Genomic DNA, 12,992 nt, shown 5'->3' with positions numbered 1-12,992 from the left:
ATGGATGTCTTGGAAGCGATCATGACCCGCCATATGGTGGGGAAGGTGCGGCCGGAGCGGCCAACGCGGGAGGAGATCGAGACGTTGCTCCGGGCGGCGGTGCGCGCACCCAACCACCGCCTGACTGAGCCATGGCGCTTCGTGGTGATCACCGGCCCGGCCCTCGATGAGCTCGGGGAGGTCTTCGCCCAGATCCTCCAGGCCGTCAAGCCCGACGCCACCGAAGAGGAATTGAAACGGGAACGGGCGAAACCCCAGCGGGCCCCAGTGATCATCGCGGTGGCCTGCCTCAAAGGCCGCGACCCCATTGAAACCCACGAAAACATTGTGGCCACCGCTGCCGCCATCCAGAACCTCCTCCTCGCCGCCCACGGCCTGGGCCTCGGCGCTTACCTCCGCACCGGCGACACCGCTTACCATCCGCTCCTACTGCGCTGGCTGGGAGTCCCGGAGGACGCCCAGTTCATGGGCTTCATCTATCTGGGCTACCCAGCCCCAGATGCCCCACCCCGACAAACCCCCCGCCGTCCCATCGAAGAAGTTACTCAGTGGCGGGGATGGTCCTGAAGGCCATCGTCTACCCTCGCCCGCAAAGCCGGGGGCCGGGCGAAGAGCCCAACCCCCTCGCCTTCCGGGAAAACCAGACGATCGTTTGTTTCCTCAACCTATCTCTGCGTATAATGACGACGAGCCTTATCCTCTGGGTCCCGGACAACAACAGAGCGAATTCCAGCCACCCCGGGACAGACTCCAGGCAGGAGGGCGCCATGTTCGATCGGGAGAAGCTTCAGGAGCTGGCCGCGGCGCGGGATCGATGGGAGGAGACGACGCTGCCGCAATGGCTGGCCCGCATGCCGGAGCGCCAGGAGGCCTTCACCACGGTCTCCGGGGAGGTGGTGAACCGTCTCTATACGCCCCTCGACATCCCAGACTTCGACTACCTCCGCGACCTCGGGTTCCCCGGCGAATATCCGTTCACCCGCGGTATCCACGCCACGATGTATCGGGGCCGCCTCTGGACGATGCGCCTCTTCGCCGGATACGGCACCGCTGAGGAGACCAACGCCCGATTCAAATATCTGCTGGAGCACGGCCAGACCGGCCTCTCGATCGCCTTCGACCTTCCTACCCTTTACGGCTATGACACCGACGATCCCATGGCGGAAGGGGAATTCGGCAAGTGCGGCGTAGCGGTCTCCTCGCTGCTGGATATGGAGATCCTCCTGGACGGCATCCCCCTGGATCAGATCACGACGTCGATGACCATCAATGGACCCGCGGCGATCATCTGGGCGATGTATCTGGCAGTGGCAGAGAAGCGCGGCATCCCATGGGATCAGATCGGCGGCACCACCCAGACGGATATCCTCAAGGAATACATCGCCCAAAAGGAATGGATCTTCCCGCCCGAGCCCTCCATGCGCCTGGTGGTGGATATGATCGAATTCGGCTCTAAACATGTGCCGAAGTGGAACCCGATCAGCATCAGCGGCTATCACATCCGGGAGGCAGGGGCGACGGCGGCCCAGGAGCTGGCTTTCACCCTGGCCGACGGCTTCGAATACGTCCGCTGGTGTCTGCGACGAGGGCTGGACATCGATGCCTTCGCCCCGCGGCTTTCGTTCTTCTTCAATTGCCACAACGACTTTTTCGAGGAGATCGCCAAGTTCCGGGCGGCCCGCCGGATCTGGGCCCGGGAGATGAAGGAGACCTTCGGCGCGAAGAACCCGCGCTCCTGGTGGCTGCGCTTCCACACCCAGACCGCCGGCTGCACCCTCACCGCCCAGCAGCCTTACGTGAATGTGGTCCGGGTGGCCCTCCAGGCCCTGGCCGCTGTCCTCGGCGGCACCCAGTCCCTGCACACCAACGCCCTCGACGAGGCCATCGCCCTCCCCAGCGAGTTCGCCGCTAAGCTGGCCCTGCGCACCCAACAGGTCATCGCCTACGAGAGCGGGGTGACGAACACGGTCGACCCCCTCGGGGGCAGCTACTATGTGGAATACCTGACCAACCGCCTGGAACAGCAGGCCTACGAATACTTCCGCAAGATCGAGGAGCTGGGCGGGGTGATCCCAGCGATCGAAGCCGGTTTCTTCCAGCGGGAGATCGCGGAGGCTGCCTATCGCTATCAGAGGGAGATCGATGAGAAGCGCCGGATCATCGTCGGGGTCAATGAATTTGTGGAGGAAGAGGAGGTGAAACCGCCGATCCTCCAGATGGACCCTGAGGGGGAGCACCGGCAGCGGGCGCGCCTGCAGAAGCTCCGCATGGAACGTGATAACGAGCGCGTAGGACAGGCCCTGGCCGCCCTCCAGGAGGCCGCTCGCCGGGAGAACGGGAATCTCATGCCCTACATCCTGGACGCCGTGAAGGCCTATGCAACCCTGGGGGAGATCACCCGGGCGCTCAAGGCTGTATGGGGAACCTGGCAGGAGCCGCTGATTATCTGAGCGAGGAGCTAAGCCCCCATCCCTCCTTCCGGGGCGGGTGGGCGCATCCATTCGCCCCCCATCCGAGATCGGCTCCCCATGCGGCGCGGCGCCCTCCTGCAACGTCCTGTCGGATTTGGAGACGCCCTCTTCCGTTAAGGCAGAGGAGATGAGAGGCTGTCGCCTTCCGCTCCAACTACCCCCATCCTTTCGAATCCATCGATGAGGCCGGGAACCTTCCAAAAGATCGATCCGCACCTGCAGCGAGGACGGAATGGCCTCCTCATCGGCCTGCTCGCTCTCAGCCTGTCCGCCTCGCAACCCCTCCTTTCCTTCGAAGATCGCCTGAGCCTGCATGTGGCTGGGCGAAGATTCCACTTCGCTACCTGGCTCCTCTCAGTCTGGTGGGAGAAGCTGATCCTCAACACCGCCGCCCCGCAGGCCTTTCTGGATGAGGCGGCCCAGGGTCGGGCGCTTCGAGGTTTTTTGCGCCATTTGGAGGCCGCCCAGCAAACGGCGGCCGATCTGGAACACCGGTTGGCCGGCCTCGAGCCCACCGATCCCACTATTCTGGAGGATCTCCGGCGTCGCTGGGAGACGGAACATCGGAAGCAGGAAGCGCTGCGTCCCCTGGCGGAGGGCATTCTCGCGGAGCAGCTCGCTGTTCTCCTCCGCGGGGAGGGATTAACTCTCCTGGGCTATCCGATCCCTCCGGTTAGCCTCCGCCTGACGGCCATGCCCAACCTGCTGGTGGTATCGCCCCGGGATCGGATCGTTCAGTGGGCCTCCCTCCCCTTGCAGGCCGACCTCACCGCCGATGAGATGGATCGAATCGAACGGCGCGTCGATGGTGCTTTCAACGTGTCTTCCCTGGTCGTTCCCCTGGGCGGCCTGGCCCTCTACCCAGCGATGATCGAGGAAACCTCATCCATCTCTGATTTGACCGAGATCATCGCCCATGAATGGACCCACCACTGGCTCTTCCTGTGGCCTCTGGGATGGTTCTACGAGCACCCGGAAGCTCGCACCATTAACGAGACCGCCGCGGATCTGGTGGGAAAGGCCCTGGGACGGGCATGGCTGGCCCGCTTCTATCCCGAGGATCTCCCCTCACCCCCCTCCCCTGCAAACTCGCCCCATGTTCCAGAGGAACAGCCGGTCTTCCATTTCGGACGGGAGCTGTCGAAAACCCGAACGGTAGTGGAGCGATGGCTGGCGCGGGGGGAGATCCGTCGGGCGGAGCAGTATATGGAGGCCCGACGCCGGGTCTTCCTGGAACACGGCTACATGATCCGCAAGCTGAACCAGGCCTTCTTCGCTTTCTATGGCGCCTATGCGGCGGAGGAAGGGGCAGCAGGCATGGAGGATCCCATCGGCCCGCGCGTGCGTCGCCTGTGGGAGCAGAGCCCATCATTGCGGGCCTTTCTGTTCCGGATCGCCTTCATCACCGACCTGGCCGGCCTCCGCCGGGCGCTGGGGGAACCATAAACCGTCCGGCCTTCCTCGCGACGCTCTAAGCCACGGGGGAAGAGAAAACCAGCCGCCTGACCTCTATCCTCTCAATCCCCCCCTCACGTCAGCAAGTTGACAAGATGCCTTCTCTGACTTAAAACAAACAGAGGTAGGAATTGCATGGCGCGGGTCCGTTGGGGGAGTCCGGGCGAGCCGGGCTGAGAGGACGGCCTTATCCGCCGTCGACCCCTGGAACCTGATCCGGATCATGCCGGCGGAGGGAAGACGGGCGCGCCACGGCGATCTCGCATCACCTCCCTGTGATCCCGCCCTCTCCTCCTGGCTCCGCCTCATATGGAAACCGGGTTCACACAGCCAGATTTCTCCGGGAAGCCGAGCGCCCTCATGACGAATGCCAATGAAATCGTGATCATCGGCGGCGGGATCTGCGGGCTCTCCATCGGCTGGTTCCTGGCCCGCTCCGGATACCCGGTGACGATCCTGGAACGGGGCGGCGCCGGACTGGGCGCGACCTGGGCGGCCGCCGGGATGCTGGCCCCTCACGCGGAGGCGGAGCCCGGTGAGGAGGGGCTCCTGCCGCTGTTGCGCGCCAGCCGCGATATGTGGGCCGACTTCGCCCGGGAGCTGGAGGCCGCCTCTGGAATCCCCGTGGACTATCGGGACGAAGGCACGCTGGTGGTCGCCCTCGATCGGGACGATGCGGAACGATTGAGGTTCCTCTATGAATTCCAGCGCAGCCAGAACCTCCCCACTGAGTGGCTTTCCGGCTATGAGGCCCGACGAATGGAGCCACATCTCTCTCGGCACGTGGTAGCCGCCATCTACAGCCCGCAGGATCATCAGGTGGATAACCGGAAGGTGGCCCGGGCGTTAATCGAAGCCTTTCGAAAGGCCGGCGGAGGTCTACGGGAACACACGGAGGTGACCGGGATCGTGATAGATGAGAACCGCGTCCTCGGGGTCCGCCTTGCCCGTGGATTCCTGGAGGCCCACACGGTGATCCTGGCCGCCGGAGCCTGGTCCGCCCAGATCCCCGGGCTCCCCCCCGAGGCCCGCCCGCCTGTCCGGCCGGTGAAGGGTCAGATGCTGGCGGTGCAGATGCCTCCCGAGGCACCTCTGTTGCAACATGTGGTGTGGGGGCCGGATGCCTACCTGGTTCCCCGGCGGGATGGTCGGTTGTTGATTGGGGCGACGGTGGAGGAAAAAGGATTCGATGCCCACCTGACCGCCGGCGGGATCTTCCGGCTGCTGCGAGGGGCCTGGGAGATCCTGCCCGGGATTGATGAGCTGCCCATCGTGGAGATGTGGGTAGGCTTCCGGCCGGGAAGCCGGGATGACGCACCAATCCTGGGACCGACGGCGGTGGAGGGGCTCATCCTGGCGACTGGCCACTACCGCAACGGTATCTTGCTGGCCCCGATCACCGCTTACGCCATCCATCACCTGATCGTCCATGGCGACCTCCCTGAGGTCGCGAAACCCTTCACCCTCGCCCGATTCTGCCACCGGTAGGGGCAGGCCCTTGGGCCTGTCTCCCCGGAGTGAAGGGGGGAAATCCGATGGAGGCCATCCTGATCGTCAACGGACAGCCCCATCCGTATCAGCCGCATACGGTTCGGGAGCTCCTGGCCGCCCTGGGCCTGGATCCCGATCGCCCAGGCATTGCGGTGGCGATCAACGCCACCGTGATCCCCCGACCGGAATGGGGAAACATCCGGCTCCAGCCCGGGGACCGGGTGGAGATCGTCCATGCGGTCGCAGGGGGATGAACTGGCACGGAGGAGGGAAGGCCCCACGCGGTTCCCCGTCGGGAGAAAGGATCCGTTCTTTCCTCCCGGATTCATAACGCAGGTTTCTGTAGATCTTCAAGGAGGCCTACGATGAGCGAAGGACTGGTGATCGCCGGGCGGGCATTCCGCTCACGTCTGATCCTCGGAACAGCTCGATATCCTAACCTCCAGGTGATGCTGGATGCCCTGGAGGCCAGCGGAACCGAAATCGTGACCGTGGCCATCCGCCGGGTCCGCTTCGGGGCCGACGGAGAGAACCTCTACGACCTGTTGCGGGATCGGTATTTCATCCTGCCGAACACCGCCGGATGCTACACCGCCCGGGATGCGGTACTCACCGCTCACTTGGCCCGCGAAGCCCTGGGCACGAACTGGATCAAGCTGGAAGTGATCGGCGATGAGGAGACCCTCTACCCCGATGCCGAGCAGCTGCTGGAGGCCGCGCGCCAGCTGGTGAAGGATGGCTTTGTGGTCCTCCCCTACTGCACCGATGATCCCATCCTGTGCCGGAAGCTGGAGGACATCGGTTGCGCGGCGGTGATGCCGCTGGGGGCGCCCATCGGATCCGGGATGGGGATCCTGAACCCATATAACATCCGGCTGATCCGTCAGATGTGCACGGTGCCGGTGATCGTGGACGCCGGGGTGGGGACCGCATCGGATGTGGCGATCGCGATGGAGCTGGGATGTGATGGGGTGCTGCTGAACACCGCGGTGGCCCAGGCGCGGGATCCGGTGAAGATGGCCCGGGCGATGCGCCTGGCCGTGGAGGCCGGACGGCTGGCCTATGAGGCTGGCCGCATCCCCCGCCGCTTGTATGCCGTGCCCTCCAGCCCGATGGAGGATCGCATCGAGGTATGAACCTCCCCCAGCCGCCGCTTCTGGTGATCACCGACCGCCGCCTGGCCCGTCAGCCGCTGCTTGTTGTGATCGAGGCGATCCTAACCGCTGGCGGGCGCTGGGTGATGGTGCGGGAGAAAGACCTCCCCGAAGATGAGCTGGCTTGCCTGGTTCAGGCAGTTGTCCGGTTGGCCCGACCCATGGGAGGGGTTGTGGTGGTCAACACCCGGGCATCGGTTGCCGCGGCCTGTGAGGCCGATGGGGTGCATTTGCCTCAAGGCCTTTCTGTCACCGAAGCCCGACGCATCGTCGGCCCGGGGCGCTGGATAGGGGTTTCCACCCACAACCTGGAAGAAGCCCTACGAGCGGTGGAGGAAGGAGCGGACTATATCACCTTGAGCCCCATCTTCCCTTCCGTCAGCAAGCCGGGCTATGGACCGGCGCTGGGGTTGGAGACGCTCCGCGTGGTAGCCCAAGCGGTACCCATCCCAGTGGTGGCCCTGGGGGGAATTACCCCCGAGAACGCCCGCGCATGCCGGCAAGCCGGCGCGGCGGGAATCGCGGTCCTGGGCTCCGTGATGACAGCGGAAGATCCAGGGGCGATCGTTCGCGCCTATCTCTCGGCCTGGGGGAGTTGAATCGATCGAAAACATGCGGTTCACGGCCCGGGGAAGCGGAGCGCCCGACGCCGGGCCGAGAGGTGCTCCCATTCCAGAGGCAACACCGGTGGGGATGCGCGTAAATCCTCCCGCCAGCGGAGGAGGATCTGGCAGAGGGCCTCTAGAGCGGCGCCGAGCTCATCGGCGTTGCTTCGCACCACCTCGCCCATCATCCGCGGATCGCTGGCCGCCACCCGGGTGGCATCCCGGAATCCAGAAGCCGCGATCTCCCACATGGCCGGATCCCCCGCGGCTTCGACAGCGGCCATCAGCGCCATGGCGGTCATGTAGGGGAGATGGCTCACCCAGGCCACCCGCCGATCGTGGATCTCCGCCTCCATCCAGATGGGGCGCGCCCCCAGAAGGGTGACCAGCTCCTCCGCCTGTACCGCCGCCTCCGGCGTCGTCCGGGAGGTCGGCACCAGAATAAACGGTTTCCCGAGAAAGAGCTCTGGATCGGAGGCCAGGAAGCCCGAGCGCTCCCTGCCCGCCATGGGATGCCCCCCTACTGCCCTCACCCCTTCCGGCAACCGGGCCATCGCCGCCACAATCCGCCGCTTGGTGCTCCCCGTGTCCAGGATCAGCTGGCCGGGTCGCCAGGGGAGGGCCTCCAGGAGCTCCTCAATGACGCCCACCGGCGTGGCCAGGATCACCCCATCCGCCGCAGCAACCAGCGCAGGGGGATCCAGCAAGGCCTCGAAAACCCCGGAAGCCTGGGCCTCTGTCCGTGTAGCCGGATCGCGATCCGCTCCCAGAACCGGGATGCCCTGTTGCGCCAACCGCCGGGCGATAGAACCACCGATCAGGCCCAGCCCGATGACACCCCAGCGAAAGTTCTCCATCGCCACAACCCGAACAGAGAGTAGGCGAGCACCCACCAGTACGTCCGGGAAATCCCAGATCCCTCAGGGAGGCCGCTTGCTCGGGCCCCAACCCCCAATCCCCTCAGCGAGGAGGTCCGCGGCGCGCCCCCCCGAACCCAGCGTGCTTTACGGCAATGCCCGTAGGGCAAGAGCCACGGCTCGCGCCTCCCGGACCAGGCGGGCGAAGGCCTCGGGGGTCAGGGATTGACGCCCATCCGACCAGGCCTCCTCCGGGCGGATGTGAACTTCTGTCAACAAGCCATCCGCCCCTGCGGCGATGGCCGCGCGAGCGATGGGGATCACATACGCCGCCTCCCCTGTGCCGTGGCTGGGGTCCACCAGCACTGGCAGATGACTGAGCTGTTTCACGACTGGCACGGCGTTGATATCCAGGGTGTTTCGGGTCATCCGCTCAAAAGTGCGGATCCCCCGCTCGCAAAGGATCACGCGGAAATTCCCATAGGCCATCACGTATTCCGCCGCCAGCAGCCACTCTTCAATAGTTGCGCTCATCCCCCGCTTGAGCAGCACCGGCTTCGGCTGTCGGCCCACCGCCTTCAGTAGGCTGAAGTTCTGCATATTGCGCGCGCCGACCTGCAAAACGTCCGCCACCTCCGCAACCAAGGGAACCTCCTCCGGGGCCATTACCTCTGTTACGACCGGGAGCCCGGTTTCAGCCCGCGCCTCCGCCAGCAATTCCAGCCCCTCAAAGCCCAGGCCCTGGAAGGAATAGGGGGAGGTGCGAGGTTTGAAAGCGCCGGCCCGCAGCATATGGGCTCCGGCTTCCCGAACGGCATGGGCGGTTTCCAGCAGCTGGGAACGGGATTCGACCGCGCAGGGCCCCGCAATAAAGACCGGCTCCTCGCCTCCGATGAGGACCTCTCCCACTTGGATCTGGGTGCCCTCCGGCCGGTAATCCCGAGCGGCCAGCTGAAACGCGTGACGGACCGGGATCACCCGCCGGACCCCCGGCCAGGACTGGAGCTCGCGGGGATCCAGGTCGCGCTCATCGGGGCAAACCAGCACGGGTTGCGGCCCGTGAACCCAATGGACAGGCTTCCCCCGGGATTGAAGGTGGTCCACCAGGCGCTGGATCATACGGGGATCCACATCGGCAGCGCATTCCACAATCATCGTTCCCCTCCTTCCTCCACGGATGCAGTGGGTGTTCCTTCCGCAGCCGGATAGGATCCCAGCAGTTTCACAAAAGAGGCCCGCTGGAGAAGCCCCAGGAGGGCCTCCCGACACGCGGGGTCCTGCCAGTGACCCTCAAAGTCCACATAGAACACGTATTCCCAGGGCCGTCCGCGCCGGGGCCGGGATTCCAGCTTGGTGAGATTGATCCCCCGCATGGCGAATTCCCCTAGGCAGGCGTGCAGAGCCCCTGGAACATGTCGAGTGCTGAACACAATCGATGTCTTGTTGCGCTCCGCACGGGGCGGCTCCCGGGTGCTGACAATGAAGAAGCGGGTGGCGTTTTCCGAGTCATCCTCAATCCCCTCGGCAAGGATCGCCAGGCCATAGCGCTCCGCAGCCAGGCGGCTAGCAATGACCGCGACCCCGGGTTCCGGGCGTTCGGCCAGCATCCGGGCGCTGCCAGCTGTGTCATGGGCGGCCAGAGCTTCCCAGCCATGCCGCTCAATGAAACGCGCACACTGCTCCAGAGCCTGCGGATGAGAGCGCACCACACGGATCTCCGAAAGCATCGTCCCGGGCGGCGCCAGCAGACAATGGCGCACCCGCAAGATCACCTCCCCCCAGATCCGGAGATCTCGATCCAGTAACAGGTCATAGACCGCATGGATGGAGCCCGCCGTGGAATTCTCCACCGGCAGAACGCCGAAATCCGCTCGGCCGACCTCCACGGCATGGGCCACCTCGGCAAAGGTACGGCATGGGAGCAACACCAGATCCGATCCGAAAAAGCGTAGCGCTGCTTCATGGGAATAAGCGCCCGCCTCTCCCTGAAAGGCCACCCGGGGGCGCGTCGGAGTCTGCTCCGGGGGATCTGCCTCCTCGGGAGAAGCAGAGCCATTTAAAAGATCAGGGCGAAGTTGCTGGGCTTCTCCCAGGTAAACGGGAACGGGTCGGAAGGGGCGCTGGGGGTGAACCAGAAGCAGAACGCGAATACAACGGGGAAGGGCATCCGGGACTGGGATCTCCTGGGCGCACAACATGGGAACGTGCGTCCAGCCCATCTCCCGGGCGACCGAGGCCGGAAAAGCCGCTGTGAGATCCGGGGTGGTCGTGAACCAAGCGGCCACGATTTCCCCCGGGGCCAGCCGGTTGGCCCGGACGATGGATTCGAGCAACCGTCGGGTTGCCGAGGCGATCGCTTCGGGGGTGTTGGCTTCGGCAGTGACCGCACCGCGGATGCCGTATAGCATGCGTCCCCCACAAAAAACCATCGGCGCGGGGGCTCTGGGGAGCCGCTCCGCGCCGATGGTAAAAATTACGGGAATTTGGAATAGGACGTCAGGTGGCATACGCGAGCGGCCCCGCCGGACACGCGGCAAAGAAGTAATAAAAGTAATACCACCAGTAGGCATGGAGGGCGCTCGCGAAATGCCGGACTTGCATGCTCAGGAGTCCCTGTTTCCTCGAGTTTGGTTCCACATTATACAGACCTGAACGGATTTGTCAAGACCCGGCCGGAGGCTGTTCGAACGAATTCGGCTTCATAGGCCTTCGGTCCATGGCCGGCCTCTGCCGGTCACATCTTTCACGCGACATCCCGGGCAGCCCAGCGGAGGGGAGAGACGCCCCGAACGGTCTCCGAACGCGGGAGCGTGAAAAAGAAACAGGTGCCTTCTCCGGGCGTGCTCTCCACCCCAATGCGCCCCCCGTGGGCTTCGATCAGATGCTTGGCGATCGCCAGGCCCAGGCCCGATCCCCCATCGGCACGCGACCGGGACCTCTCGGCTCGATAGAAGCGATCAAAAACATGCGGGAGATCCTCCGGAGCGATCCCGATACCGGTATCTCGCACGCTCACCTGCACTCCGTCCCCCAAATCCTGAGCCCTCACCACGATCTGCCCCCCCGAAGGCGTATAACGAACGGCATTGGTCAGCAGGTTCATCAGAACCTGTCGAACACGGGTTGGATCTGCCAGGATCGGTGGCAGCTCCGCGGGCAGCTCGACTTCCAGATGGAGTCCTTTCTCTGCCGCCTGAAAGGCGATGCCATCCACCGTCTCCTCGATCAGACGCTTCAGATCCACTATCTCCCGGTCCAGCCGCAATTGCCCCGCCTCCGCCAGGGTCAGCAAGCGCAGATCTTCCACCAGACGGGCGAGATGACGGACCTCGTCATGGATCTGAGCAACCTGCTCCAGCTCCAGGGGAAGCACGCCGTCGATGAGGGCTTCCAGGTGGCCCTGCAGGATCCCCAAGGGAGTGCGTAACTCATGGGCGATGTCCGCCAGCATCTGGCGCCGCTGCTGCTCGGCCCGGGCCAGCGCTTCGGCCATTCGGTTAAACGCTTGGGCAACCTCTCCCAGCTCCCCCGCGTCCTGGGCCGGGATCCGTGTCCCCAGATCTCCGGTGGCGATCCGGCGAGCGGCCTGCTGGAGCGCCCGTAACGGTCGCACCAGACGGGAGAAAACCAGCGTGCCCGCCCCCAGGGCCATGACGATCCCCACAAAGGTGCTCCAGCCGATCGCCCACCCCACCCGCCCCAAGAACTGTGTGGAAGGATCGGACAGGCTTCCAGTGTCCTCAATCACCAACCATCCGACGATCCGGTCTCCTACTCGGATAGGAGCCCCCACATTCCGAACGGCTTCTGGCAGAAGAGTGCCCATCCATGTCCCTTCGGAATCCCATCGGACCCGCCCCGCTTCATCCGCCATGATGAAACGGTGGCCCATCATCCGCCACATAGCCGCACCGCCCATCCCCATCGGGGGATGCATCGGACCCCTCCCCGGCATCATCGGGTTTGATGGCTCCAAGAAAGACTCCACCCCATCCCATCCCCTGTTCTGGAGATAGTAATTCGCAAGGGCAGGTGCCAGAGCCTCCGCCCAGCGTCGGTTCCCCTGGGCCACATATATCCTGAACTCGCCCGCGGTCGCCAGGCCGATCATAAGAGATGTGGCAAGCAGGCTCAGGATGACCACCCCGGCAAAGGTCAGGCTCAGCTTCACCCATAGACCTCGCATGGCGATCCATCCGGATGAAATCTTCAGGTTGGCTTCTTAATCAGCCTCTTGAAGCTTATACCCCACCCCATATACTGTCAGCAGATACCGGGGATTCTTCGGATCCGGCTCGATCTTCTGCCGGAGGTTTTTGATGTGGGCGTCAATGGTCCGTTCATACCCTTCATAGGCGACTCCCTGAACCTGCTCCAGCAACTGCAATCGGGTGAAAACGCGGCCAGGATGGCGGGCCATGGTGGCCAGCAGTTCGAATTCCGTTGGCGTCAGGTGCACCTCCCGCTCCCCCACTCGCACCTCCCGCCGCTCCAGATCGATGGTGAGATCGCCGATCCGGATCACCGCCGGTGGGGCTACCTCCCCCTGGGCTCGGCGCAGGACCGCGCGCACTCGAGCCACAAGCTCGCGGGGGCTGAAGGGCTTGGTGATATAATCATCCGCCCCCAGCTCCAGGCCTACCACGCGATCCTCCTCCTCGACGCGCGCTGTCAGAATGATGATCGGAACCCCAGATTCCCGCCGGATCGTGCGGCAGACCTCGAACCCATCCATGCCTGGCAACATCAGATCAAGAACGATGAGATCGGGCGGCTCCCGGCGAAAGGCATGGAGCGCTGAGGGACCATCCCCCACTGCGATGACCCGGAACCCTGCCTGCTCCAAGTAAGCCCGAACCACCTGACGCATCCGGGGCTCGTCCTCAACCAGTAAAATCGTCTTCACCACTCCCGCTCCCCTCCCAGGATCGAAGAGGTGGGCCTGGGGTGTAACCGGTT

The 12,992-nt window shown here is 64.5% G+C and carries 12 protein-coding genes and 1 riboswitch; of the genes, 7 read left to right on the top strand and 5 right to left on the bottom strand.

Annotated elements, in window-relative coordinates:
• From ACFMO3_RS03635 to ACFMO3_RS03605, 7 genes are all read left to right on the top strand, one after another.
• On the top strand, positions 1–567 hold a 567-nt coding region (locus ACFMO3_RS03635; RefSeq protein WP_376789076.1), incomplete at its 5' end, for a nitroreductase.
• Between the two features lie 200 nt (positions 568–767).
• On the top strand, positions 768–2,450 hold the full coding sequence (locus tag ACFMO3_RS03630) for a methylmalonyl-CoA mutase (RefSeq protein ID WP_376789075.1): 1,683 nt from the start codon (positions 768–770) through the stop codon (positions 2,448–2,450).
• Between the two features lie 201 nt (positions 2,451–2,651).
• Entirely contained in the window at positions 2,652–3,917 is a 1,266-nt protein-coding gene (locus ACFMO3_RS03625) for a hypothetical protein (protein ID WP_376789074.1), read from the top strand.
• A gap of 150 nt (positions 3,918–4,067) precedes the next feature.
• A riboswitch (TPP riboswitch) is annotated at positions 4,068–4,182 on the top strand.
• A 104-nt stretch (positions 4,183–4,286) separates the two neighbouring features.
• Positions 4,287–5,414 (top strand): glycine oxidase ThiO, encoded by a 1,128-nt coding sequence (thiO, locus tag ACFMO3_RS03620; RefSeq protein WP_376789073.1) that lies wholly within the window; start codon positions 4,287–4,289, stop codon positions 5,412–5,414.
• Positions 5,415–5,461: 47 nt separating this feature from the next.
• The gene (gene thiS / locus ACFMO3_RS03615; protein WP_376789072.1) at positions 5,462–5,671 is read left to right on the top strand and encodes a sulfur carrier protein ThiS; all 210 of its coding nucleotides are present in this window, start codon (positions 5,462–5,464) and stop codon (positions 5,669–5,671) included.
• Positions 5,672–5,782: 111 nt separating this feature from the next.
• A complete protein-coding gene (locus ACFMO3_RS03610; RefSeq protein ID WP_376789071.1) occupies positions 5,783–6,553 on the top strand; it encodes a thiazole synthase in 771 nt (256 codons plus the stop codon).
• Positions 6,550–7,170, top strand: coding sequence for a thiamine phosphate synthase (locus ACFMO3_RS03605; protein ID WP_376789070.1), 621 nt, complete (start codon positions 6,550–6,552; stop codon positions 7,168–7,170). Before ACFMO3_RS03610 ends, ACFMO3_RS03605 begins: the two co-directional genes overlap by 4 nt.
• A gap of 20 nt (positions 7,171–7,190) precedes the next feature.
• Here ACFMO3_RS03605 and ACFMO3_RS03600 read toward each other — a convergent pair whose 3' ends face one another.
• From ACFMO3_RS03600 to ACFMO3_RS03580, 5 genes are all read right to left on the bottom strand, one after another.
• The gene (locus ACFMO3_RS03600) at positions 7,191–8,069 is read right to left on the bottom strand and encodes a prephenate dehydrogenase (protein ID WP_376789069.1); all 879 of its coding nucleotides are present in this window, start codon (positions 8,067–8,069) and stop codon (positions 7,191–7,193) included.
• 111 nt (positions 8,070–8,180) lie between these two features.
• Complete coding sequence (gene aroF / locus ACFMO3_RS03595) at positions 8,181–9,188, bottom strand: 3-deoxy-7-phosphoheptulonate synthase (RefSeq protein ID WP_376789068.1); 1,008 nt, start codon at positions 9,186–9,188, stop codon at positions 8,181–8,183.
• Positions 9,185–10,441 carry a prephenate dehydratase gene (pheA, locus tag ACFMO3_RS03590; RefSeq protein ID WP_376789067.1) on the bottom strand — a complete coding sequence of 419 codons (1,257 nt, stop codon included), beginning with the start codon at positions 10,439–10,441 and terminating at the stop codon, positions 9,185–9,187. The genes aroF and pheA overlap by 4 nt, the downstream gene beginning before the upstream one ends.
• Positions 10,442–10,776: 335 nt before the next feature.
• Positions 10,777–12,219, bottom strand: coding sequence for an ATP-binding protein (locus tag ACFMO3_RS03585; protein WP_376789066.1), 1,443 nt, complete (start codon positions 12,217–12,219; stop codon positions 10,777–10,779).
• 36 nt (positions 12,220–12,255) lie between these two features.
• Positions 12,256–12,942, bottom strand: a complete 687-nt coding sequence (locus ACFMO3_RS03580) for a response regulator (protein WP_376789065.1) — start codon at positions 12,940–12,942, stop codon at positions 12,256–12,258.
• Between the last annotated feature and the right edge of the window lie 50 nt (positions 12,943–12,992).

It is taken from the genome of Thermoflexus sp., from assembly GCF_042408815.1.
Lineage (GTDB): Bacteria > Chloroflexota > Anaerolineae > Thermoflexales > Thermoflexaceae > Thermoflexus.
Note: the sequence above shows the minus strand (reverse complement) of the source record. Positions and strands in the feature narration are given on the sequence as shown.

Bases quoted from the DNA above. Each gene is read 5' to 3' on its own strand.
- thiO (WP_376789073.1), top strand. From the start codon at position 4,287: ATGACGAATGCCAATGAAATCGTGATCATCGGCGGCGGGATCTGCGGG.
- aroF (WP_376789068.1), bottom strand. From the start codon at position 9,188: ATGATTGTGGAATGCGCTGCCGATGTGGATCCCCGTATGATCCAGCGC.
- ACFMO3_RS03585 (WP_376789066.1), bottom strand. From the start codon at position 12,219: ATGCGAGGTCTATGGGTGAAGCTGAGCCTGACCTTTGCCGGGGTGGTC.
- ACFMO3_RS03625 (WP_376789074.1), top strand. From the start codon at position 2,652: ATGAGGCCGGGAACCTTCCAAAAGATCGATCCGCACCTGCAGCGAGGA.
- ACFMO3_RS03605 (WP_376789070.1), top strand. From the start codon at position 6,550: ATGAACCTCCCCCAGCCGCCGCTTCTGGTGATCACCGACCGCCGCCTG.
- pheA (WP_376789067.1), bottom strand. From the start codon at position 10,441: ATGCTATACGGCATCCGCGGTGCGGTCACTGCCGAAGCCAACACCCCC.
- ACFMO3_RS03630 (WP_376789075.1), top strand. From the start codon at position 768: ATGTTCGATCGGGAGAAGCTTCAGGAGCTGGCCGCGGCGCGGGATCGA.
- thiS (WP_376789072.1), top strand. From the start codon at position 5,462: ATGGAGGCCATCCTGATCGTCAACGGACAGCCCCATCCGTATCAGCCG.
- ACFMO3_RS03610 (WP_376789071.1), top strand. From the start codon at position 5,783: ATGAGCGAAGGACTGGTGATCGCCGGGCGGGCATTCCGCTCACGTCTG.